20 protein-coding genes and 3 pseudogenes are annotated in these 22397 nt (G+C 68.1%); all 23 read right to left on the bottom strand.

Features of this window, described 5'->3' with window-relative positions; all coding sequences use genetic code 11:
* Positions 1-116 precede the first annotated feature (116 nt).
* On the bottom strand, positions 117-440 hold the full coding sequence (locus GTY84_RS34975) for an IS3 family transposase (RefSeq protein ID WP_161224614.1): 324 nt from the start codon (positions 438-440) through the stop codon (positions 117-119).
* On the bottom strand, positions 437-736 hold the full coding sequence (locus GTY84_RS17830) for a transposase (RefSeq protein WP_161227283.1): 300 nt from the start codon (positions 734-736) through the stop codon (positions 437-439). The genes GTY84_RS34975 and GTY84_RS17830 overlap by 4 nt, the downstream gene beginning before the upstream one ends.
* 177 nt (positions 737-913) lie before the next feature.
* Positions 914-2176: an MFS transporter gene (locus GTY84_RS17825; protein ID WP_161227282.1), complete on the bottom strand. Its 1263-nt coding sequence runs from the start codon at positions 2174-2176 to the stop codon at positions 914-916.
* 64 nt (positions 2177-2240) lie between these two features.
* Positions 2241-3662, bottom strand: coding sequence for a polysaccharide deacetylase family protein (locus tag GTY84_RS17820; RefSeq protein ID WP_161227281.1), 1422 nt, complete (start codon positions 3660-3662; stop codon positions 2241-2243).
* On the bottom strand, positions 3652-4428 hold the full coding sequence (locus GTY84_RS17815) for a sugar phosphate isomerase/epimerase family protein (protein WP_161227280.1): 777 nt from the start codon (positions 4426-4428) through the stop codon (positions 3652-3654). Before GTY84_RS17815 ends, GTY84_RS17820 begins: the two co-directional genes overlap by 11 nt.
* A 40-nt stretch (positions 4429-4468) precedes the next feature.
* Positions 4469-5527 (bottom strand): Gfo/Idh/MocA family oxidoreductase, encoded by a 1059-nt coding sequence (locus tag GTY84_RS17810; protein WP_161227279.1) that lies wholly within the window; start codon positions 5525-5527, stop codon positions 4469-4471.
* A 61-nt stretch (positions 5528-5588) separates the two neighbouring features.
* Positions 5589-6608 carry a zinc-binding alcohol dehydrogenase gene (locus GTY84_RS17805; RefSeq protein WP_161227278.1) on the bottom strand — a complete coding sequence of 340 codons (1020 nt, stop codon included), beginning with the start codon at positions 6606-6608 and terminating at the stop codon, positions 5589-5591.
* 16 nt (positions 6609-6624) lie between these two features.
* Positions 6625-7644 (bottom strand): zinc-binding dehydrogenase, encoded by a 1020-nt coding sequence (locus GTY84_RS17800; RefSeq protein ID WP_161227277.1) that lies wholly within the window; start codon positions 7642-7644, stop codon positions 6625-6627.
* 23 nt (positions 7645-7667) lie between these two features.
* Complete coding sequence (locus GTY84_RS17795) at positions 7668-8414, bottom strand: 5-deoxy-glucuronate isomerase (RefSeq protein ID WP_161227276.1); 747 nt, start codon at positions 8412-8414, stop codon at positions 7668-7670.
* A complete protein-coding gene (locus tag GTY84_RS17790) occupies positions 8415-9590 on the bottom strand; it encodes a Gfo/Idh/MocA family oxidoreductase (RefSeq protein WP_161227275.1) in 1176 nt (391 codons plus the stop codon).
* Complete coding sequence (locus tag GTY84_RS17785; RefSeq protein ID WP_161227274.1) at positions 9583-10794, bottom strand: amidohydrolase family protein; 1212 nt, start codon at positions 10792-10794, stop codon at positions 9583-9585. The genes GTY84_RS17790 and GTY84_RS17785 overlap by 8 nt, the downstream gene beginning before the upstream one ends.
* The gene (locus tag GTY84_RS17780; protein WP_161227273.1) at positions 10791-11846 is read right to left on the bottom strand and encodes a glycosyltransferase family 4 protein; all 1056 of its coding nucleotides are present in this window, start codon (positions 11844-11846) and stop codon (positions 10791-10793) included. Before GTY84_RS17780 ends, GTY84_RS17785 begins: the two co-directional genes overlap by 4 nt.
* A gap of 47 nt (positions 11847-11893) precedes the next feature.
* Positions 11894-12958, bottom strand: coding sequence for a glycosyltransferase (locus GTY84_RS34970; protein ID WP_161227272.1), 1065 nt, complete (start codon positions 12956-12958; stop codon positions 11894-11896).
* Between the two features lie 99 nt (positions 12959-13057).
* A complete protein-coding gene (locus GTY84_RS17770) occupies positions 13058-14113 on the bottom strand; it encodes an NAD-dependent epimerase/dehydratase family protein (protein WP_161227271.1) in 1056 nt (351 codons plus the stop codon).
* A gap of 64 nt (positions 14114-14177) precedes the next feature.
* Positions 14178-15440, bottom strand: a complete 1263-nt coding sequence (locus GTY84_RS17765) for a nucleotide sugar dehydrogenase (protein WP_161227270.1) — start codon at positions 15438-15440, stop codon at positions 14178-14180.
* Positions 15433-16230, bottom strand: a complete 798-nt coding sequence (locus GTY84_RS17760) for a hypothetical protein (protein ID WP_161227269.1) — start codon at positions 16228-16230, stop codon at positions 15433-15435. The genes GTY84_RS17765 and GTY84_RS17760 overlap by 8 nt, the downstream gene beginning before the upstream one ends.
* Positions 16231-16259: 29 nt before the next feature.
* Positions 16260-17285, bottom strand: coding sequence for a phosphotransferase (locus tag GTY84_RS17755; protein ID WP_161227268.1), 1026 nt, complete (start codon positions 17283-17285; stop codon positions 16260-16262).
* Between the two features lie 648 nt (positions 17286-17933).
* Positions 17934-18101, bottom strand: a pseudogene (locus tag GTY84_RS17745) (IS3 family transposase); the annotation flags it as partial.
* Positions 18102-18603: 502 nt separating this feature from the next.
* On the bottom strand, positions 18604-19296 hold the full coding sequence (locus tag GTY84_RS33925; protein WP_345943474.1) for an IS630 family transposase: 693 nt from the start codon (positions 19294-19296) through the stop codon (positions 18604-18606).
* Entirely contained in the window at positions 19202-19678 is a 477-nt protein-coding gene (locus tag GTY84_RS33920; RefSeq protein WP_345943473.1) for a winged helix-turn-helix domain-containing protein, read from the bottom strand. Before GTY84_RS33920 ends, GTY84_RS33925 begins: the two co-directional genes overlap by 95 nt.
* A gap of 142 nt (positions 19679-19820) precedes the next feature.
* Positions 19821-20864: a pyridoxal-dependent decarboxylase gene (locus GTY84_RS17735; protein ID WP_161227267.1), complete on the bottom strand. Its 1044-nt coding sequence runs from the start codon at positions 20862-20864 to the stop codon at positions 19821-19823.
* 481 nt (positions 20865-21345) lie between these two features.
* Positions 21346-21585 (bottom strand): annotated as a pseudogene (locus GTY84_RS17730) (transposase); the annotation flags it as partial.
* Between the two features lie 555 nt (positions 21586-22140).
* Positions 22141-22397 (bottom strand): annotated as a pseudogene (locus tag GTY84_RS34965) (IS5/IS1182 family transposase); the annotation flags it as partial.

Raw genomic sequence — 22397 nt, 5'->3', positions numbered from 1 at the left:
CCCCTCGGCGGTCGGCAGCGCGGTGATGTCGCCGACCAGCTTCGTGCCGGGCATCTCGGCGTGGAAGTCGCGGCTGATCAGGTCCGGGGCCGGCCTGACCTTGTTGTCTGGCCTGGTCAGTGAACGGCGCTTGCGGCGGGTGACGCCCTGGACACCGTGCTCGCGCGCATGAGGCGGGCGACCCGTTTGCGGTTCACTCGCCGTCCCAGGCGCTGTAGTTCGGCATGGACGCGCGGGACGCCACAGGTCTGGCGCGAGCCGATGTGGATCACGGTGATCTCGTGCACCAGGGCCTGGTCGGCGGCCCGGTGGGCTGCCCTGATCTTCGCCGCGGCGAGCCAGGCGTGGAACGAGGAGCGGGCCACCTTGAGCAGGCGGCAGAGGAAAGCGACGCCGTGGGTGGTCTTCTCCGCCTCGATGAACGCGTACGTCTCGTTCACCGACCGCTCTCCTTCGCGAAGAAGACCGCGGCCTTTCGCAGCACCTCGATCGTCTTGACCTGTCCGGCGTTCTGCCGGCGCAGCCGCCTGAGCTCCTCGTGCTCGGCGGTCGTGAGCTCTCCCGGGGCGCCCTCGCCCCTGTCCGCCTTGGCCTGCCGGCACCAGCCGCGCAGAGACTCGGAGCTGATGCCGAGCTCCCGGGCCACGGCGGTGACCGTCTGGCCCGTGGAGTCGACGAGAGCGATGGCGTCCCGCTTGAACTCCGCGGTGTACCGCTTCGTGCACTTGCTTCCCACCTGGTGCTACTTCCTCTGGAACCTCAGGTCCCAGTCTCCACATGTCCACGATCAAGGGGAAGCTTCAGCCTGCCCCTACCCCTCCGCGACCACGCCCCGCACACGAAGAGGGCCCCTGCTCACCGAACAGGGACTCCCTTTGCCACAACGCACTCAGGTGAGTGCTCGGAAATGGAGTCAGCGATTCCTCCCGCTGCGGACGTGCAGCTGCACGGTGATTGCCGCCGCCAGGAACACGGCGGCGGCCAGGAGCAGGAACCCGCGTGCGCCCACGAACTCCAGCAGAACGCCTCCGCCGGCCAGCCCCAAGGGCAGACCGGCCTGGGCAAGGAGCCGGTACATGCTGTTAATCCTGGTATGCATCGGCTGGGGAATGATCGCCATGCGGTGGGCGTAGAGAGTCGCGAAGTAGGGTGGCGCCACCCACAGAGCCAGGGCCAGGCCGAACACGGCGACCCATGGCGCCGGTGCGATTGCCATGATCAGTTCACCGGCCGCCCAGCCCAGCCCCGTGAAGAGCATGACCCCGTACGCTCCGAGGCGTCGGTGCAGAATCCCGCTGCAGAAGCTGCCCAGTACTCCGCTCAGCGCCCCCAGAGAAAGGAGCAGACCCGTGCCGGACGAGCCGATATGGAACTCAGTTTTCATCAGGGTCATGAAGCTGAGCCAGACCGTGCCCAGGACAGCGATGTTGACGAAGTTCGCCAGTGCCAGTAGTCGTAGTTCCGCGTGGCTGAAGAGATAGGTGATCCCCTCGCGGATGGAGGCCCGCAGCGAGCCTTGCCGCTCTCGGACGGCCGTCGGCCGCAGGGAGGTTCGCAGGCACAGCACGCCGATCCCGGCAATGATGTAGGTGATCGCGTCGGCCCCGAAGGCGTAGCCGGCGCCCACCATCGTGGTCGTGCCGAGGCCGATCAGCGCCCCGCCGAGGGCTGGTCCGAGAACCTCGGTCATCGCCGTCGTACCTTCCACCCAGCCCGATGCGCGGGCGAGTTCGTGCGCCGGGAGGATACGGGGGAAGACCGTGCTGCTGGCCTGGTCGAAGAAGACGTAGACGATCCCGGAGCACAGCACCGTCCCGGCGATGAAAAGGATGCTAGTGCCACCGCTCAGTAGATAACCAGCCAGCAGCCCGAAGAGCACGGCGCGCGTGAAGTTGCCGACCACCATGACGACTTGCTTGTTCCATGTCTCGACCAACGCTCCGGCCGGGATGGCCAGGATCAGGTACGGCAGTTGCTCCAGCGCCGCGATCATTCCCGCGGTGCTCGCCGAGCCGGTGGAACTGAGCACCAGGAGGGGGAGCACGAACTGGGAGATCTGTGTACCGATGCGCGAGGTGACCTGTGCCCACCAGACGATCAAGAAGTCCCGTACCCGCCACAGATTCAGGGGCGGCGGAGCATCCGGACGTCGGGCCGAGGTCTTCCCGAGTGCCATCACTTGGTCACTTTCTTCATTCAGCCGGGGCGTTGGAAGAGGAACGAGAAAGACGGAACGTGGCTCAGCCGGACGCCGTGGCCCGCAGCGACCACGTCTGTGCGCGGGTGAGCCGCATGAGTTCCGTCACGTCTAGGTCCGGCCGGTGCATCCAACGGCGCACCCGCCGGCCGTAGTGCTCACTGATCTCGTCGGCGATCCACGGGAATTCGGTGCCCGCCGTGAGCGGCACCGTCTCTGGCAGGGCCCGCAGCACGTCGGCACCGCCCCGCGCGGTGAACTCGAGCAGCGACCGGTACAGCGTGGCCACCGGCACGGCGATGCCGTCGGCCCGGGCCACAGCTGGCAGCGTCCCGGTGGCGGCCACGGTCCGGCGGACGGAAGCGGCTACCGCGCGCAACTGCTCGTGGTCGAGACCTGCCGGGTGGTCCACCGGTTCCCCGGGCTTCGGGAGCTCGACCGGTCCCAGTACGTCACCTCCCGGTCCGGACCGGTTGACGTCCTCGCCTTGGACCGCGCGGCAGACGGCGTGTAGGAGCTGCGCGGGTGACACCGTTCGTGACGTCGTACGGATATCGTCCGTTTTCGCGGCCTCGGCCAGGGCCGTGGTGAACCAGCCCTCGCGGAAGGTGGGTTCGGTGCGCCGGGCCGCCACGAGGTCGCTGAAGGCGACGAACTCCGCGTCCGGGGAGGCCTGGACGGTGTCGATGAGCAGGGCCAGGTTGTCCAGCATGGTGCGGGTGCCCCCGCTCGACCGTGGTCGCGGGGCCGTGAGCGCCACGCCGGGTTCGGGGTTGCGGCCCGACGCGTAGTTGAGGCCGTCCCAGAACTCCTGGTTCACGAAGATCGTGGGATGGCCGACGTACAGATGCAGGATGCGGTCCTCCGACTCGGCCGCCTCCTTGATGAGCTGGGGCAGCCGACCGAGCAGCTCCGCGAAGCGGGCCTGGTCCTGGAGGTCGTCCTCGACGGGCCCGACCGCTTCGGAGCGGGCGAAGCACAGCGCGCCTGCATACCAGTGGGGATTGTGGCCGCCGCCGGTCCTGCTGAAGGAGTGGACGTGGGCGGGGATGCCCAGTGCGGCGAGCGCGCCGGGTACGTGTGGTCCCCAGGATGTGCCGGCTGTGGCGAAGCCGCACAGCTGCCGGCCGGACAGCTCGCGGATGAGGTCCGCTCCCGAGAGCTCCCGGCGGACGACCTCTGCGACGCCGTCCGCCCAGCCGTGCGGCTCCAGGTATTCGGCGACGGTCGGATGGGTCGAGTGGTGGTTAGTGTGGTAGCCGACGTCGTGGCCACGCAGTGCCTCGAAGACGTCCAGCCGCTGCCGCTGCCTGAGGGCGCGCGCTTTGTCGCCGGTGAGGAAGAAGGCCCCGTTCACGTCTTTCTCCCGCAGGAGGTCGGCGAGCCAGACCACGGCGTCGTCGCTGGCGGGGGTGACGGGGTCTTCCACGTCGAAGGTGAGGAAGACCTGGGCCTTACGCCGCATGCTCGGTGTTCCCCCCGCGCGTGGGTGTCCACAGCCCGTACATCTGCAGGACGGACACCGCGTCCCGCAGGCTCTGGCGGCCCTTGGGGGACTCGATCTCCAGAGCGGAGCGGCCCGTGAAGCCGCCGGACCGCAACACGTCGTGCAGCTCACGCAAGGGCATCGCGGCGAGCGGGGTGTCCGGTCCGCCCTTGAGGTGGACCTGTGCGACGAGCGGCAGCAGCTCCCGCAGGTCGGCGACCGGATCAGCCCCCGCGTAGAGGCAGTTGCCGACGTCAAAGAACAGCCGCGCTCTGGGGTTGTCGAGGGACCTGACCAGGTCTGCGGCCTCGGCCGGCAGCGCGCCGCCGACGAACTCCGCTGCGATCACTGTTCCGTGCGTGTCTGTTGCCGCCAGGAGTTCGGCGTATCCCTTCGCGTAGATCACCGCGCGCTGGGGTTCCTCGGCCTTGACACGTACGGGGATCAGCACCAGGTCGCAGCCCAGGTCCACGGCAGTCAGGGCGGTGTCGACGACCTTGCGCAGGGCTTCGGCGCGCTTGATCTCGGGTACGTCGGGCAGCCGGACGAACTCCGCGACCACGGCCGAGGCGATGGTGAGTCCGTGCGCCGCGGCCAGCTCGCGATACCCCTCGGCCCGGGCAGACGCGTCGACGCTGCGCAGGGGGACTTCCACGAAGTCGAGGCATAGCCGCCGGAATTCGGCGAACTTCTGGTCCAGGGTGTAGTCGTCGGTGACTGTGTCGGTACCTGCTCCCAGCAGCATACGGGCTCCTTCCAGTGGGGTGGGCACGTCAGCGGGGGACTCAGACGGCATGGCTGAGCAGGGCGTTCACCTGTACGGGCTGCCCGGTCTCGGCGGACTGCTGGTGCGCGAGGGTGACCGCGAGGGTGTTCACCGCCTCGTCGTAGGAGGCGAGGACCAGCTCTGGGCGTCCGTCGCGCACCGCGCGGACGAATGCCTGATCCTGCGCGGCCATCGAGTCGTCGTCGAACGTCCGTTCCTGGCGGCCCTCGACGGTCACCACCTGCACGGTGCGTGCCTCGCCCTCATGCCCGAGGATCGAGACGGTCAGTCCGTCGGCGATGATGTGGATGCCGCGTGCGTAGGTGGGGTTACCGTGGCCGGACACCATGTTGGTCACCAGGCTGCCGACCGCGCCGTTGTCGTAGCTGAGGCTGGCGACGGAGGCGTCGAAGATGTCCGTCGGAGCGTGGGTGGCGATGCGGCGGCCAGCGGAGACGGACACCGTGGAGATGTCGGAAACCAAAAGACGCAGCAGGTCCACCTGGTGGGTGGCCATCTCCACTACCTGGCCACCGGAGCGGTTCTGGTGCCGGTACCAGTCCCTGGGCGGCAGCTTGGTGAAGCGGTGGGCGAGGGCCATGGCGATCGTCCGGTCGCCCAGTGTCTCGCGGACGAACGGGACGATCCCCGAGTACCTGCTCTGGTAACCGGCGGCGCCGATCAGTCCCTTGGCGCGCAGGGCGTCGGAGATGCTCCGCGCCAGCGGCAGGTCGAGGGCCACGGGCTTCTCCACGAGGAAGGGAATCCCGGCCTCAATAGCCGCGAACTCCACCTCGCCGTGCGCGAAGGGTGGCAGGCACAGGAAGACCGCGTCCAGGTGCGCCTGCCGGAACATGCGCACCGGGTCCGTGTGGACGGGTACCTGGGCGAAGGCCTTCAGGGTGTCGTCCGGCGCCTTACCCTTGAGCTTGTCCAGCACGCTCGCGCGGGTGGTCTCCGCGGCGCCCGGGTCGGTGTCGCACAGCGCCACCACCTCCGCCTCGGGGTCGGTCAGTACCCGCTTGAGGTGCTCCTTGGCGATGTAGCCGACACCAACGAAGCCGACACGTACAGTCATAATCAATTCTCCCTTTCTCACATGAGGGGGCGGTGCGAGGAAGCAGGCGTGGGCGTGGGGCTCAGCGGTCGAACTCCCGCCAGTCCAGCAGGACTCCGATGGCGTCGTTGTCCGGTGCGGCGACGACCTTGTAGGCGGCCTCGGCCTCGGCCGCCGGGAAGGTGTGGGTTACGAGGTCCTCCACCTTCATGCGCCCCTGCGCCTGCAGTTGGAAGAAAAGCTTCACGTTCTCGGCAAAGGTGTCCCACAGATGGCGTCCGGCGGTGGCGCGAGGGATGTCGCTGTCGTGGATCCCGATGACGGTCTGGGCTCGGCGCAGCACCGTCCCGCCGAGCACCTGCTGTCCGGGCCAGAGGGTGTCCCCGACGAGGACGAGCGTTCCGGACTCGCGGGTCAGACCGGCCAGCGCGGCCAGCGCGTCAGGGGCACCGGTGACGTCGTACGCCACGCCGACGCCTTCGCCAGCGGTGAGTTCGGTGACCGCGGCGGTGGCGGTCTCGATGCCGCCGGACAGGACGGTGGTGGCGCCGTGCTGTGTCGCGGCGTCGAGCCGCGCCTCGCCGCGGGCCACGGCGAAGATCTCGCTCGCGCCGGCGACGGCCGCGTACTGCAGGACGAGTTGGCCGAGCGGGCCGAGGCCCGCGACCGCGACCGGCTTGCCGAACAATACGCCAGTGCGGCGGACGGCGTGCTGGGCGATGGCCGACAGCGCGAACCAGGTCGCCGCTTCGTCGCCGATCTCGTCCGGCACCGGGTACACGGACCCCTCGGACACCACCGCGTGGCTCTGGTGGGAGCGGCGCAGCACAACCCGGTCGCCGGGCCGGTGACGGGCGGCCGTGGGGCCGGTGGCGATGACCTCGCCGACGGCGCTGTAGCCGGGGGCGAAGGGGTGGCGGACCCAGGAGGCCCAGTGCGAGGGCCGCTCGAACTCGCCGAGGAGGCAGCTGCGTTCGGTTCCAGAGCTGATGAGTGACATACGGGTCCGTACGTGCAGGTCGTCGCCGGAGAGTTCGGGCAGGACCTCGCGGCGGAGTTCCACCCGCCCGGGCTCGGTGAACAGGACACGAGTGCTGTGCATGGGTCAATCAGTCCTTTCAGGGCTCGATGATCGGCACCAGGCAGTCGGAGCGGCGGGCTGTCGTCACGGCGTCCGCGATACGGTCGAGGGGGATGCGGTGGGTGAGCAGGGGCTCCAGGTCGACCTGGCCGGTCTCCAGCAGCCGGGCCGCTTTCTCGAACACGCCTGGTTCGTAGTGGTAGCTGCCGATGAAACGGATGCGGCGGTAGTGCACGGCGTTAACGTCGAGGGGGACGGTGGTGCCGGGCGGGCAGCCGCCGAAGCCTATGACCGTTCCGCCGTCGCGCACGACATCGAAGGCGCAGGCGTACGTCGTGGCGCTGCCGACCGCCTCGACCACCACGTGCGGGCCCCGCCCCGCCGTGAGGACGGCCAAATGGTCGGCGGACAGGTCTTGGGCGTCCACGGGGATACCACCGGCCCGGTCGACCAGCTCACGCCGACCGGGATGGTTGACGCTGCAAAAGACCCGCCGTGCCCCGCGCAGCCGCGCCAGCTGCACCTGGATCAACCCGACCGGCCCGCAGCCGATGACCAGCACGTCCTGGCCGGGGCCGATGCCGGAGGTGTCGGTGGCGTCCAGAACGCAGGCCACGATCTCGGTGAGCAGCGCCGCGCCTGCGGACAGTTCCGGGGGAACAGTCCTGGCGTGCGTGGCCACCGGAGGGCGGATCCGTACGTACTGTGCGTGGGCACCGGGCGAGATGCTGATCCTGGTGTCGCACAGCGCCCGGAGTCCGTCCCGGCAGTTGGCGCAGTGTCCGCACGGCGGGTGCGGGTCGAGGGTGACCCGCTGATCCGGCTTGAGGTGCCGCACGGCGGAGCCGGTGTCGACGACGTCACCGACGACCAGGGTGCCCAGCACGGCCGGCGGCGACAGCCGCGGATGCCCGACGGTGACGGCCCGCACGAGCGCGGCGCCGAACATGGCGGCCCGCACCCGCAGCACCACGTCCTCGGGTTCCTCCACCTGAGGGGTAGGCAGCTCCTCGACGGTCAGCGGCCTGCCAGGGCCGCGCCATACGGCCGCCCGCATCCGGCTGGGTAAGCCGCCGCCGGTCACCGGGTACCGTCCAGGAGCCAGGTGTGGCGGGGGTCGGTACGAAAGTGCAGTTGCCGTTCGGTGCCGGCCAGCGCCCACAGATAGTAGAAGCGGTGCCCGGCCGCGGCGACGAAGCTGTGGTAGCCGTCCCGCACGGTGACGGTGTCGCCGTCGTGCACGACCTGGGCCTGTCGAGGGACTTCCGGGGACGCGTAGTGCAGGAAGACCCCGAACCCTGAGGGAGGGTCGACGCGCACGTGGAACGCCTCCCGCTGGTGGCTCTCGTGGGGCGGGTCGTGGGCGTCGTGCTTGTGCGGCGGATAACTCGACCACACACCCTCGTCGCTGAAGGTCTCGCCCACGAGTAGGCCGTCCGAGGGCTGTTCGGGTCCGACGATGTCATGGACTTCACGGCTGTAGACCCCGGTGCCGCGCCGTTCGGAGCGGACCTCACCGGGCCGTACGACGTAGGGCTCGTGCGGTGTCGAGGCCGGCGCCGACGCGACCGCGAAGCGTACGCCGTCCGGCCCCCCGGTCATCCGCCATCCCCTGCCGACGGGCGTGTAAAGGGCGGTGGCCTTGCCGTCGAACACGTCCTTGCGCCCGCCCAGCCGCTCCCAGTGGGGGCCGTCGTCGAAGCGGACGTCGCATCGCCCGCTGAGGAGCACCACGACGGCTTCCTCGCCCGCCGGCCCGAACGTCCGAGACTGCCCGGGGGCGAGTTCGTCGACACGGAGGACAACCGGTACGCCGGTGGCATCCATTCAGCTCTCCTTTCTTGTCGTGGCCCAGGCCGGTTCGGCATGGGCGGGGTGTGCGCAGATCCCGGGGAGCAGTCCGTCGACGGCGACCACCGCGCCGCCTGCGGCCGAGCGGGTCAGCGCCTCGCCGACGGCCACGGCGTAGGCGCCGTCGACCGCGGTCGCCGTATGGTCTTCCGGCTGCGCGGCGGAGTGCCGCAGCAGCGCGTCGATCATGTGCGCGTCGGCGCCGGAGTGCCTGCCGGTCTCCCGAGAGACCGTGTAGGACCGCGGCGGTCCGCTGAGTGGGCTCACCTCGACGGTGTAGTCCTCGGCCCGCCGCGCCCCGTCGGCTGGCTCCACCTCGTACCGGGTGGTCAGCTCGCCTTCCGTGCCGAGCACGGTCAGCGTGTAGCCCTCCCAGGACGACCGGGCCGACAGGGAATAGTGGGCGGTCACTCCCCCGCGGTAGCGGATGACGGCCGAGAGTACGTCGGCGATGTCCGCGTCGGCCGGGACCTGCCGGTCCGCCGTGTCGGCGTCCGGACGGTAGTGGACCCGGCGAGTCCAGCCGGCGACCTCCTGCGGCCGGTCGGCCAGCCACCAGTTGAGCAGGTCGAAGTGGTGGCAGCTCTTGGTGATCTGTAGCCCCCCGGAGGACTCCGTCCTGCGGTGCCACCGCAGGAAGTAGCTGCGCCCGTGACCCGGCCGCAGCCGGTAGGCCAGGTGCAGTTGAACGGGCTGGCCGATCGTTCTCTCGTCTAGCAGGCGTTTGACGGTCTGATGGAGATTGAGGTAACGCATGTTGTGCGCCACGCGTACGGAGGCGGGGGAGCCGCGCTCTGCGGCCACAACGGACTCCGCCTGCGCCGCCGACAGCGTCATCGGCTTCTCCGTCAGCACCTCCACCCCGGCGCTCAGGGCGGCCTGGATCTGCTCGGCGTGGGCGTGGTCCGGCGCGGTGACTATCAGCATGTCCGGCCTGGTCGCCGCCAGCATGGAGCGGATGTCCCCGCCGAACGTGGGAACCTGCCACCGGGCCGTCACCGCGGCACGCTGCTCCGGGTCGATGTCGGCCACCGCGACCAGCGTGCCGATGCCGGGGGCGTACGCGTCGGGTCCGAACAGGGGGAGATACGTCTTCCAGGCCCGTTTCCCCGCTCCGCTCAGCGCGTACCGGAGGGGCCGGGGCTCAGCCATCGCCTGCTTCCTCCTGCCCGTCCGCCGGCCGCTCCGCGCCCTCGTCCAGCCATCGGCCGCGGCGGGCGACGCGCAGCACCCTGAGGACGTCGTCCATGACGACGAGGTCGGCATCCGCGCCGGGGACGAGGGAACCCACCCGCTCGGCGATGCCCGCGACCCGGGCCGGAGTGGCAGTCGCCATGCGTGTGGCGTCCACCAGCGGCACTCTCGCCTCCAGCACGGTGAAGCGCAGGACGTCGGAGAGGAAGCTGGTGCTTCCGCAGAACGACTCGCCGCCCTGGGCCAGGGCGACGCCGTCGGCGACGATTCCCCGGGCCGCGCCCATGGAGAACACGGTGTCCGGCGGCAGACCGGTACCGGCTGAGGCGTCCGAGACCAGACACAGCCGCTCCGGTCCCAGGCAGCGGTACGCGATCCGCACCAGCTCCGCCGGCAGGTGTCGCCCGTCGGCGATGAGTTCGGCAGTGAGGTCCTCGGAGGCCAGCACCGCCTCCAGCAGCCCGGTCCTGCGCCACGGTCCTTCCTTGAAAAGCGCGGACTGTCCGCTCCACAGATGGGCGACATGGCGCAGCCCTTGGGAGCGCGCGGCGGTCAGCACCCCGCTGGAGGCCCCGCTGTGCCCGGCCGAGACGGTGACGTTCTGCTCGGTGAAGGCACGGATGACCTTGTCCGCCCCAGGCAGTTCGGGAGCGAGCGTCACCATGCGGAGAAAATCCCGCTCGGACAGGAGCGCCTGCCACGCACCGTCGTCAGGCAAGCACAGGGCGTCAGCCGGATGCGCGCCGCCGAACTCCGGGTTCAGATAGGGGCCCTCGAGGTGGGCGCCGACGGGCCGGTGGCCGGCCGCTGTCCGCCGGCCCGCGGCCAGGGCCGCGGTCAGGGCGGGCAGGCTGTCCGAGGCCAGCGTCGCCAGTAGGCTGGTACTGCCCGCCTCGGCATGCGCGGCGGCGATGCTGTACCAGGCCCCGGCGTCCGCCTCGTTGAAGGTACGGCCGCGCGCACCGTGCACGTGGATGTCGACGAGCCCGGGCAGCACGAGCCGCCCCCGGACGTCGACGACGTCCCACCCGATGGGCGGCGGGCGGTCCGCACCGGCGTACTCGATGACTCCGTCGCGCAGGAACAGGCACTCGCCGTCGCCGAGCCGGTCGGTGTGCACGATCGACGCGTTGACGACGGCCGTGCCCTGCTCGCTGCTCACCGGCCGCTCACCCTCCGGTAGGCCCGCAGGTGGCGGTCGGTGAACAGGTCGAGGTCGAAGTGCCCGGAGCGCTCCAGGCTGAACTCACCCAGTTCCTTGCGCCGATGGGGGTCGGTAGCCAACTCCGCCAGCGCGGAGGCGAGTTCCTGCGGTTCGTCCGGCGGGAAGTAAAGGCATGCCTCGCCCGCCGTCTCGTGGTGGGGCGGAATGTCGGAGAGGACCAGCGGCAGACCCGCGGCCATAGCCTCCAGGATCGAGATGGGCATGCCCTCGAATCGGCTCGCCGAGACGAACGCCTGGGACGACATCAGCAGCGGAAGCACCAAGTCGCGGCGCCACACCTGGCCGTACCACTCAACGGCGTCGGCGATGCCCAGCGCGAGGCTCTGCTGGTAGAGCTCGGCCATCTCGGGCCCGTCGCCGATCACCCGCAAGTGGACGTCCACGCCCCGCCGTCGGGCCTGCGCCACACCGGCCAGCACTGCTGCCTGGTTCTTGTGCGGATACAGCCCGGCCAGACTGATCACGGTGAGCCGACCGTCGCTCCCCTCGTCCACGCGCTCCGGGCAGTCCACCCGGATGGCGTTGGGGACCACCTCGACCTGCTGGGGCGCAAGACCGACCTGTGAGGCGCAGAAGTCCCGCACCGCCTCTGAGACAGCGAGTACCTGGGCAGCCCGGCGGTTGAAGTACTGGTCGATACGATTGCGCAGCCAACTGCGCTTGTGTGTATAGACGCTGTGGTACGACACGACGACCCGTCGGCCCTTGAGGGCCAGCCTGACCAGCGGGTGGATTCGGCCGTCACCGAAGTGGATGTGGACGACCCGGCCGCGCGTGAGTCGGGCGACGTCCGCCAGCCGCTTCAGCGGCGACCCGGACAGGGAGACAGCCTCCACACGCGGGTCGAGTTCGGTCATGAGCGCGTTGCGCTTGGCGACCGCGAGAGCCACGACGCGTACGTCGACCCCGCGCTCCACCAACTCGTTGGCCAGCGATGTCACCACGCGCTCCAGGCCGCCGACAGTGAAGTAGCGCACCAGCAAACACACGCGCAGGTCGCTGTCGTCCTGCTGTGCTGCGGTCTCATCCAGCTCGCTCACACGTCATCCCCTCGTAAGAGCTGCGGGTAGCGACGGGCGCCGCCCAGCAGGTGCCCCGCCTTGGGGGCCAGCGGCTCACGCAGGGCCTCGGCCAGGACGGTGCCCGCCTCGCCGGCGAGGACGGCGGGCAGGTCGCACATGCGGACTAGCCCGCGGTCGGCGAGCAGCCGGGCGTGGATGCGCTGCTCCGACTCCCGCACCTGACGCGGGATGACCACACTGTTGCAGCCGACGGCGAGCACCTCGCTCAGCATGTTCGCGCCGGCGGCCCCGATGAACAGGTCGGCCGCCGCCATCCAGGTCATCATCGCCGGTTCGTAGGCGACGATCTCCAGCCACGGCAGCGACGCGGCACGCTCACGCAGGGCCTCGGCGTCGGCTGCCTCCAGGTAGGGTCCGGTCACCAGCCGCACACGGTCGAACAGGGGGCGCTGCTTGTCTAGCGCGTCGATCAGCGCGCTCCACAGCGGCATCGCGCCCTGTCCACCGCCCATGCTCGCCAGCACCAGGCGCTCCCCGTCGGGGACTCCGAGGTGCGAGCGGGCGGCGTCCTTGCCCAGCCGGAACTCGTCGACCAGGTAACCGGTGTAGTGGATGCGGTCCTTGAGGTACGCCGGTACGCCGTAGTGCTCCTCGAGTTGGAAGACCTCGGGGTGCGTGTGGACGTGGATCGCGTCGAAGTGCTGGTCGATCCAGCGGGCACTGTCCTCGCAGAAGTACTCGCGGTCGGTCTTCTCGCGGTCGAAGAGGACACCGCGCAGGGTCAGGATCCGGCGCCCGCCGCTGCCGCGGGTACGGGTCAGCGCTGGTGCCAGTTCGTCCTCGGCGCCCTTGGGCAGGTGGTTGACAATGAACACGTCGGGTGCGTAGTGGCGGAGGAAGACCTCGGCCATTTCTGCTCGCATCTGGAACAGTGGGCCAGCTTCCATCGCGCTCCGCCCGCGGGCGCCCCAACCGGCAACGTTGTCGTAGTTGGTGAAAGCGGGCAGCTTCACTACGTCCATGCCGGACGGCAGCAGGTCCAGCCCGCGGTAGGCGCCGGTCAGGCCTGAGAGGTTCACCTCCTCGCCGCTGTCAGACAGTCCGTGGGCCACTTTCGCGCTCTCGGCCGTGTGCCCGAGACTCCTACCGTTGTGCCAGTACATGACAACACGCACGTTCTAGATCCTCGCTTCGGGGGAGTGAGTGGTGGGCGTCCCTGCGAAGTGCGACACCGTTGCGCGCAGCCCTTGAACAAGGCCGACGGTCGGCTCATAGTCCAGCTCCTGCCGGACCAGGCTGAGTTCGGCCAGCGCGGAGAGCACGTCACCGGCGCGCGGCGGTGCAGGCGCGGACGGCAGGGCGGCGATCTCCGGCCGCTCGGTAACGGCCGCGACTTGGGCGCGCAGGACCTCGAAGAGGGTGTTAAGCGATGTGCCGTGGCCGGTGCCGACGTTGAAGACCTGGTGGTCGCCGGGCGTCCGTACCGCTGCCAAGATGTTCGCGCGTACGACGTTGTCGACGTGGGTGAAGTCCCGGGACTGGGTGCCGTCCCCGTAGATCACGGGTGACTCCGTGGCCAGGAGCGCGCGGATCCAGCGGGGGATGACGGCCGAGTACGGCCCGTCCGGGTTCTGCCGCGGGCCGAAGACGTTGAAGTAGCGCAGGCCGGTCAGCGTCGTCGCGGTGTTGCGGTGGACGACAGCCGCCAGTTGTTCCATGGCGCGCTTGCTCACCGCGTAGGGGGACATCGGCTCGCCGAGCACGGATTCACGGCGCATCGGGGCGGAGACGTCACCGTAGACGGAGCTGGAACTGGCGTAGACAACGTGGGACACGCCAGCCTCGGCCGCCGCGGTGAAGAGGTTGACCGAGCCAAGGCTGTTGGTCTCCAGCACCGCGACGGGCTGAGCCATGGACCGGGGTACGGAGTTGAGCGCGGCCTGGTGCAGGACGATGTCGACGCCGTGGACGGCGGCGTCGCAGTCCCCCCGGGATCGCAGGTCACCCTCGATCAGGCGGAAGCGCCCCCACCGGTCGGGGCCGACTCGGGCCGCCACGTCCGCTAGGTTCTCCTTCTTGCCGGTCGAGAAGTTGTCCAGGCCCACAACCTGCCGGTCTGCCTCCAGCAGTGTTTCCAGCAGATGAGAGCCGATGAAGCCGGCCACTCCGGTGACCAACCAGACGTCGGGCAGCTCCGAGGCGTTTTCCCTGTCAAGTAATCGGAGTACGGACATGACGTCCTCCATGGGCGGATGCCAGACGGAAAGAGGGCGGGGCGGAAGCGGGAAGACTGGCACGCTAGAGAACCGCGACATCGCGGTCGGCGAGCCAGCCTCGGGTGTCGAAGAGCATGCGGGTCCTGGATCCGTCGACGTGCTCTCGATAGGGCGAGTGCCACTGGAGCACGACCGTCAGATCGGCCGTGCGCAGGGCGGCGTCCAGGTCGTCGGCGTACGGGACGGCCACATCGTCCACGGCCCAGTGCCCGACGTAGGGGTCGTGGTAGGTGACATCGGCGCCGTGCGTCCGCAGATGCCGCACGACGTCGTCGGCGGGGGACTCCCGCTGATCCGAGATGTCCGCCTTGTAGGTGACGCCCAGCACCAGGACGCGGGAGTCGGTGAGTTCGGCGCCGTGCCGCAGGAGCATACGAGCGGCGCGTTCCACGACGTAGCGCGGCATGCTGTCGTTGATCTCCTGGGCCAGGTCGATCAGTTGAGACCGCCAGCCCAGCATCCGCGCCTGGTAGGACAGGTAGAGGGGGTCGATTGGGATGCAGTGGCCGCCGACGCCGGGGCCGGGCTGGAAGGGGGCGAAGCCGAAGGGCTTGGTCGTCGCGCAGTCAATGGCGTTCCACAGGTCGACGCCCAACTCGTGGCTGAGCATGGCCATCTCGTTGACCAATGCGATGTTGACCTGGCGGTAGGTGTTCTCCAGGATTTTGGCCATCTCGGCTTCCCGAGTGCTCTTAGCCGCCACAACCTTGACGACGAAGCGGGAGTAGAACTCCATCGCGCGGCGGGTGCAGCCCGAGGTGTATCCTCCTACGATCTTGGGGGTGTTGCGCACACCATACTCGCCGTTGCCGGGGTCTATGCGCTCGGGTGAGAAGGCGAGCCCGAAGTCCTCACCGGCGCGCAGCCCGGACTCCTCCAGGATGGGCCTGACGATGTTGTCCGTGGTGCCGGGGAAGGTTGTGGACTCCAGCACGACCAGCATGCCCCGGCGCAGCCGGCGACCCACCATGCCGGTGGCACCGATCACCTTGGACAGGTCGGGCTGGCCCACGTCGTCCAACGGCGTTGGCACGCACACGACGACGGCACGGGGCGCGCCGAAGTTGTCCTCGTCGCAGGTGGCCGTGAAGCCAGCCGCGCGCAGCTGCGCGATGTCCTCGTCGCTGACGCCGTCGATGTGGGACGTTCCTGCGTTCAGTCCGCGGACCACGCGCGGACTGACGTCGAACCCACGGACGCTGAGGCCTGCTTGGACGGCTTCCCTGGCGAGCGGCAGCCCCACGTAACCGAGCCCGATGACCAGCAGATCAACTGGCTCAGACATGCTTGCGACCTCCGTGGACGGCAGCCGCCAGGCTGCGGATGGCCTCAGCTGGCTTGTCGGCCCCCCAGGCGCGGCGCCCGATCGCGGCGCCGCCGATGCCCTGATCTACCGCTCGGCGAAGGAAGTCCTCAAGGACCACCGTCGCGTCCGGGGGCCCGCCCGCCAGCACGATGGGCACCGAAGTGCTCTCGACGCACTGTGCTATGATATCGCCGTCGTCCGGTAGGGAGGTCTTGATGACGTCAGCCCCGATCTCCTCCGCGATCCGGCACGCGTGTGCATATGCATCGGTTCCGAGTTTCTCCAGAATCTCGGGTCGGCTGTAGACCGTGACGAGGACAGGAAGCCCCACAGCGTGTGCGCGTTCGGCGAGTTCCGCGATGACGCGGGCGTTCTCCAGATCGCCGGATGAACCGAACTTGAACTCTCCGCAAACGGCGTCTGCCGCCTGGGCCGCAGCGTATTCGACCGAATTGAGCAGGACGTGATCCACGCCCGAGGCTAGCCGTCCTGTCAGGGCGAGAATGACTCCCAGGTTCTCGGCGCCGGCCACGGAAAGGCAGTTGACCATACCGGGCCTGAGCATCACCGCGTCCGCTTTTCCGAGTGCTGCGGCCTCAATGATGGTGCGTGGACGTTGCAGTCCCCCGGTCGGCCCCATGGTGATGGCATGGTCGAGCGGTACAATCAGGCTCCTTCCCGTCTCCGGCGAGAATAATCGACGTAATCGAACACCTAATCCGTCGAAAGCGTTCTTCGGTCGGACGTCAAGATGACTCCGAGTGTCCATCCAGGCCTCCTCTCTATCTGTTTCATGATTCAGGTAAGGTTTAGCCAGCCTGGGTATTTTCCGGTGTTGAGGTATTCTCGCATCAGATCGAGAATCCCTTGGGCGCGGCTGGGCCCCCATTCCATGACGGCCTTGTTCCGGGAGCCCAGGATGAAGTTCAGGATGATCATGTCGCGCATGACCAGGAATTCGTTCAAGCGGTCTATCGAGGCCGGGAACTCCCGGACGGAAAGGTATCCGCAGACATACTTCTCGGCGAAGTTCGGATACTTGGCGGGGCCGACTGACCGCAGAAAAGACGACAGGACCGTGGCTACATCGAGCATGTAGTACCCGAGGCCGCAGTCGTCGAAGTCGATGACCGCCAGATTGTTGTCGGGTGTGACCACGAGGTTCCCTCTGTGCAGGTCGGCGTGGATCAACCCCCACTCAGCAGAGACATGCTCGGGCAGCCGATCGCGCACCGCCTCGCCCACCTGGACCAACAGGTCCTGCTCCCCGACGTCGAGTCGCTCGACCGCCAGAGGGTCACTCACTGCCGCTCCGTCTTCGAAAATCTGCGCATGCCCCCACGCGGGACGGGAAAATCCGGCGGGCATTTCGTAGCGCACTGCGTGTTCATGGAGCTTCGCGGTCACACGTCCGAGTTCCTCGGCCATCTCCGCGTTCAAAGAACCAGGGGATGCCTTCCCGGGAATCCATTCAAATACTGCAGACGTTACGGTCTCAGGCCATCCGGAAGGTGTCTGGCTCAACACCTTGCGATCCGGCCCTGCATGGACGGGCTTCGGAGCGATGATTGCTTTGTCGGAGACCAACGCGTCCATCCACCCCAGCTCGGATTCCTGCTCCTGTGGGCTCCGGCCGTCGCGCACGGACATACGCAGAACGTACCGCCCGCCGTCCGCTTCGACGAGATAAACCGCATTGTCCTCGAACTGTAGAAGTCTGATTTCACGTGCGATGACGCCGCAGCCCTCAAGTGACTCGAAAGCCAGAGACCGCAACCTCTTTCGCTGAGTTGATCGTGTCAATTTTTCGAATGGTCGACTCATCAACGTTCCATCACTCAGGCCGTCAGGCGCTCTACTTCCCTGATGGATAGATGCTCGCAGCAATGAACCGTGCATTCAAGTACTCCTTCACCTCTGTGGCTCAATCATTGTTGCACCGACGGAGGGGGAGGGTGTGCCCAGACCTCGCCCATATTTTTCATCTGTGCACGTCGACAACCCACTCGGCCGGTCGCTGTGAGTCTCGGACTGTGAACGCGACGTAACGAACACGGTCATCAGTATGGCCAGTTAGCAGCCCCAATCGTCCCGACCTGCGTAGTTCAAAGTGACTTTGGTGTGGACATGGGCGTAAGTAGGAGCGGGCCGTAGTCGGGGCCGTCCGGCCGTGAGGGCGCGGAGAGGGCGAGGGCGGCCAGAGTACCGACCGCGATGGCCCGGTTCGCTGGAACCCCCGCGGTTGGACGTCCACCAGGCGTGCGCGGTCTCGGCGATGGCGTGGGCGTGGTCCCGCCCGCTTTCGGGTGCCATGGTGCGGCGCATTCCGGCGGGCGGGATGCCGTACAGGGTCACGCCGCGCTCCCAGGCCCCTCTTCGCTTGCCGAAGGCGCTCCACCAGCCGTTGTCCCGGCAGATCAAGGCGTCCGCGAACGACGTCGTGTACTCGCTCCGTGTGGGCTGTGCAGCCGTGGCGTCGATGGAATAGCCCACGATGCGGCCGGAGTACATGTCCCTGACCGCGCACAGGTACAACTTGCCCTCGCCGGTGGCGTGCTCAGTGATGTCCGTGAGCCACAGCCGGTTCGGCCCGGGTGCGGTGAAGTCCCGCCGCACCCGGTCATCGTGGACAGGCGGCCCGACCTCGAAGTTCTTCCCATGGCCTTGGTTCTGCTTGAGAATCTGACGCTGCAAATTGTCGGAGAAGCGGTGGACATGGCCTCCTGCAGTGACGGGATCGTCGTCGAGGTACGTCGTCAACGCAGGGTCTGGCAGGCCGACGTAGACCCTGTCAACACGCACTTCCTCCAGGAGTTCACCGAGCTCGAACGAGCCGTCCGCTGACAGGATGTTGATCGTCAGATATGCGCTGTGAACGCTGGGTGTCCCGAGTTCCTGAATCTTGCTCCGCAGAGTGCGATACCAGGATCCGCCGGCTGCTTCGCCCTCGAAGGTGGAGCAGATCAACTCATTGCCTTCGGAAACGAGGGCGACGCCGACTCGCCGCCCTTGGTGCGGAGCCCTTTCCGCGACGCTAGTGGCGTAGTTCATCCAGTGGGTACTGTTCGGGCTCATGTGGGCCTCTGTCCGTCGGCGGAACGGCGCGTCCTGTTGGCTGGCAGAACCAAGCGGGTGATTACCATCACCGACACCCTTCGCGGTGATACGAAACGTGAACCTCGGGTGAGGCCGCTGCGGCGACGGTCGGAGGACGATGACCACGCCTGCCGGGATCCTCGCTGGGACCGCTGCCTATTGACCAGAAACTCATGGGGTTCTCGTCCAGGACGTAGCGGACGTGCGGGCCGCCGAAGTAGCCGCGGACGATGTGTGGCTGACGCTGACGTCGGCGGAAGAAGCGGCGGGTCTCGGCGGCGAGTTCGGCCTGGTTCCGGGCCCGGTGCTGCTTGGGCAGGCTGTGCTTGAGGTCCGCGTTGACCAGCTCGTCGGGGTCCAGCTCGGGTGAGTACGGCGGCAGGAAGTGCATTTCGACGTCGTCGGGGTGGGCGGCGAGCCAGTCGCGGACCTTCCTGGATCGATGGACGGAGTGCCCGTCGACCACGAGGTGGACCTTGGGGTCGAAGTGGCCGGCGAGCCGGTCCGGGAAGCGGCACATCACCTCGGCGGTGAAGCTCTCGGCGAAGACCATGAAGTGCATCCGGCCCCTGGTGCTGATCGCCGGCACCGCGTTCACCGAGAACCGGTTCCCGCTCCGCCGTACCACCGCTGTCCTGCCCTTCTCACCCCAGGCCCGGCCGGCGACCCGGTCCGAGCGGATCCCGACCTGGTCGGCGAAGAGGATCTCGCCGCCCTCGGCTCTCGCCCGCGCCCGGATCTTCGGCCAGGTCTCCTCGTGCCGGCGCCTGACCGCATCCGGGGTCCTGCTCGACGGCCCGCTTGTCCGGGCGCCGGGAGGACAGCCCCCACCGCTTCAGGTACTTGCCCACTCCCACCTCGGTCATCCGCACCCGGTACAGCTTCGCGATCAGATCGCCCACCAGACGCCGCGTCCACAGCTGNCCGGAAAGCCCCACGTCACAGGGCCGGTGGTCCAGGACCGCCTGCCGCACCGCGGCCTGCCCGGACTCCCCGAACACCTGGTGCACACCGACCGGCCTGCCACGCGGACGCATGACCAGCGCCTCCCGCCCNCCGGCCTGCCACTTCACCCACCACCCGTCGACAGCCTTCAGCGACACCCCGAANACCNCCGCCACGTCCTCACGGTCCCGCCCCGCCNCCAACGCGGCCACCNCCCGCAGCCGCAGGGGCCTCCCGCGCCGACGGCGACAGATGCCGCGCGTCCCCCACCAGATCGCTCACACCCCACCAACGACCCAGAACCCAAACCGTTTCGGATCAATATGAGGCCTCTTGATAGGCGATCTCAAGGGTGTCAAGCAGTTGGGTGAATATGGCTTGGTCGGAGGCTGGGGACATGACTGTCGCCCGCCACCAGCGTCTGTTGCGTACCAATGAGGATGCGAGGTGAAAAGTACCTTGGCCCATGAGGCGGTCGCGTATCGCGATGTGGCGGACTTCGCTATGAGGATCGTTACCATCGGCGTAGCGGAAGCAAACAAGATTACTCTCCGGCTCGCTCAGGGCTTCGAAAGTGTTCCTGGCTGAGACCATTCTCCACAAGGTGCGGGCTGCTTGGTGGCGGCCGTGAACATACGCGGCGAGCCCCTGTTCGCCACGCCAGGCAAGGTTCAGGAATATCTTGAGGCCGAGTTCTGCTTTGGAGCCTTCCACGGTGCAGTGCATCAGGTCTGGGCCAGTGCGGGCGTCGTTGAAGAAGAGGTAGTCGGCGGACTGCCGGAGGGCGTGGTGCAGATCCTCGCTGCGACGGATCAGGACAGCTGCGGCCAGCGTGGACGTGCGCAGCATCTTGTGTGCGTCCCAGGTCACTGAGTCGGCCTGTTCGATGCCGCGCAGGAGGGTGCGTAGTTCGGGCACCAACAGGGCAGAGCCACCGTGGGCAGCGTCTACATGCAGCCAGACCCGTTTGTCTCGGCATGCCGTGGCCATTGCCTCAAGCGGGTCGTAGAGACCGGTGGTAGGGGCGCAGGCGTTGGCGATAACGGCCATGACCCGCCGACCAGCGCGGTGCTGGAGCTCAATGGCTTCCGCGACGCGCTCGCCCCGGGTACGGCCGAGGTCGTCGCAGGGCAGGGGGTGCACCGCCCGCGAGCCCAGCCCCAGGATCGATGCTGCGCGGGCCACTGATACGTGGGTTCCGGCGGGCACGAGGATTACGGCTTCTGCTGGAGTTCCCTGTTCCCAGGCGGAGGGGAAGGCGCGAGCCCTGGCGGCCAGCAGAGCGGTGAGATTGGCCAGAGAGCCCCCGTGAACCAGGACTCCCGATGAGTCTGGCGGCTGCCATCCGACCTTGGAGAGCATCCATTCTGTCACGGCCAACTCGGTTGCCGCGCCTGCGGCTCCCATCTCGTGATGAGGTTCGTGGCCTGCTGCTGACCATGGTGATATGTGAACCAGACCTGGTCGCCGCGCTGGGCGAACAGTCGCACCGTAGCCGATCCTATACCGCTGGACCCACCGGTTATCAGTACTGTGCGCTGTGCTGGAGTGGGCAGTACCATGGGACTTCCGGTCCAGGGCCAGGGCACGGCCCAATAGTCTGGCCACGCGGGCATGCCCGTTTGGCGCTGTCTTCAAGGTCTGGGGCAATATCGACGGCCCACTTCATCATCAAGCGGTGGGCCGTCTGCCAGGTTCGTGCTGTCGCTACTGAGCCACCAACTCCCCCTATACCCTGCTTCCGTTGTCTAGGCCACCACCGAATAGCGTTTGCGCGTTGTTGGCGCTGAGGGGCAAGCGATACGGGTCGGCTGAGGTGGAACTCGTGATGTCGTGTCGTTGCTCACTTGGGTCTAATGGTCAGGCCGGTCTCGGTGAGGCAGCCGTCTATGAGGTCGTTGCCGTACTGGATGTGCCGTAGGCCGCGTCGGTGCGCTGGACGAGGTGTTCGGGGTACTGAAGACAACGCTGGAGAGCCAGCGCGCCGCAGCAGTGACCAGATGCCTTCGACGGGGTTGAGGTCGGGTGCGTAGGGCGGCAGGTAGTAGATCGTCAGCCAGTCCCGGGACGTGGCGAACTCCCGCCTGTGCGGCCCTCTTGGCCGCCTTGAGTCGTAACCTCTCGCGAAACCACTGCCTTTCGGCAGTCAGTCCGCTCCCTTGCGGATACCTCATGCCTTGGTGATACCGCACAGGCGACGAGCCGTCAGCCCCTACAACACCGCGAGTTCAACCTCAGTGGGCATTAAGTCCGTTTCTGGTAGCGGCCTCGTCCGGTTGGGTGAGGAAGCCTTGGCGGGTGAGTCGTCCGAGGCGGCTGCGGGTGATGTTGACGGATGCCTCGTCGGTGGGCGTGTCGAGGAGTTCGTGCAGTTCGCGGGCCNGGAACGCCTGGTCGGGGTGCTGGCTGAAGGCGTCGGCGANGGCCTGGTAGGCGGTGCTCGACTCGGGGGGACCNGGTTCGGTTCCGGTAGGTACGAGTTCGGCGATGATNTTGCGGGTGGTGGCGAGGTCTGCGAGGCGGACTTCGGTCTCGGCGAGAGGGGCGNTGGAGTGCGCGGTCTGATTGCGGAGTTCGTCCGCCCGGGCCGTGGCCGCGTTCTCCTGGATGTGAAGGTCGACCAGAAGTTCGGTGATGTTCACGCGGCCAGCCCGATGGTGTCGCGCCAGGCCGGCGTGGGTGTGGTGAGGCGCCGGGCCNTGTTCGCGGTGGAGGCCCGGCAGACGCGCGAGGCGGAGGTGTCGGGCCGGTGGCCGTACTCACGGGCCGGACGCCGGTGGAGCATCAGCGTGCCGTTCGTCTGCTCGACCACTCACCGCTTGGGCTGCGGGACGAGCCCTTTGCCCTGGTCGGCAGGGTTGCGGCGGACGGCCTCGATGTCGATGTCCAGCAGAG

Origin of the sequence: Streptomyces sp. SID8352, assembly GCF_009862265.1 — a bacterium.
GTDB lineage: Bacteria > Actinomycetota > Actinomycetes > Streptomycetales > Streptomycetaceae > Streptomyces.
This window is presented reverse-complemented; position numbering and strand designations above follow the sequence as displayed.

Bases quoted from the DNA above. Each gene is read 5' to 3' on its own strand.
- GTY84_RS17820 (WP_161227281.1), bottom strand. From the start codon at position 3,662: ATGCGGCGTAAGGCCCAGGTCTTCCTCACCTTCGACGTGGAAGACCCC.
- GTY84_RS17790 (WP_161227275.1), bottom strand. From the start codon at position 9,590: ATGGCTGAGCCCCGGCCCCTCCGGTACGCGCTGAGCGGAGCGGGGAAA.
- GTY84_RS17810 (WP_161227279.1), bottom strand. From the start codon at position 5,527: ATGACTGTACGTGTCGGCTTCGTTGGTGTCGGCTACATCGCCAAGGAG.
- GTY84_RS17770 (WP_161227271.1), bottom strand. From the start codon at position 14,113: ATGTCCGTACTCCGATTACTTGACAGGGAAAACGCCTCGGAGCTGCCC.
- GTY84_RS17805 (WP_161227278.1), bottom strand. From the start codon at position 6,608: ATGCACAGCACTCGTGTCCTGTTCACCGAGCCCGGGCGGGTGGAACTC.
- GTY84_RS17760 (WP_161227269.1), bottom strand. From the start codon at position 16,230: ATGGACACTCGGAGTCATCTTGACGTCCGACCGAAGAACGCTTTCGAC.
- GTY84_RS17735 (WP_161227267.1), bottom strand. From the start codon at position 20,864: ATGCTCTCCAAGGTCGGATGGCAGCCGCCAGACTCATCGGGAGTCCTG.
- GTY84_RS17765 (WP_161227270.1), bottom strand. From the start codon at position 15,440: ATGTCTGAGCCAGTTGATCTGCTGGTCATCGGGCTCGGTTACGTGGGG.
- GTY84_RS17815 (WP_161227280.1), bottom strand. From the start codon at position 4,428: ATGCTGCTGGGAGCAGGTACCGACACAGTCACCGACGACTACACCCTG.
- GTY84_RS17755 (WP_161227268.1), bottom strand. From the start codon at position 17,285: ATGAGTCGACCATTCGAAAAATTGACACGATCAACTCAGCGAAAGAGG.
- GTY84_RS17800 (WP_161227277.1), bottom strand. From the start codon at position 7,644: ATGCGGGCGGCCGTATGGCGCGGCCCTGGCAGGCCGCTGACCGTCGAG.
- GTY84_RS17825 (WP_161227282.1), bottom strand. From the start codon at position 2,176: ATGGCACTCGGGAAGACCTCGGCCCGACGTCCGGATGCTCCGCCGCCC.
- GTY84_RS17795 (WP_161227276.1), bottom strand. From the start codon at position 8,414: ATGGATGCCACCGGCGTACCGGTTGTCCTCCGTGTCGACGAACTCGCC.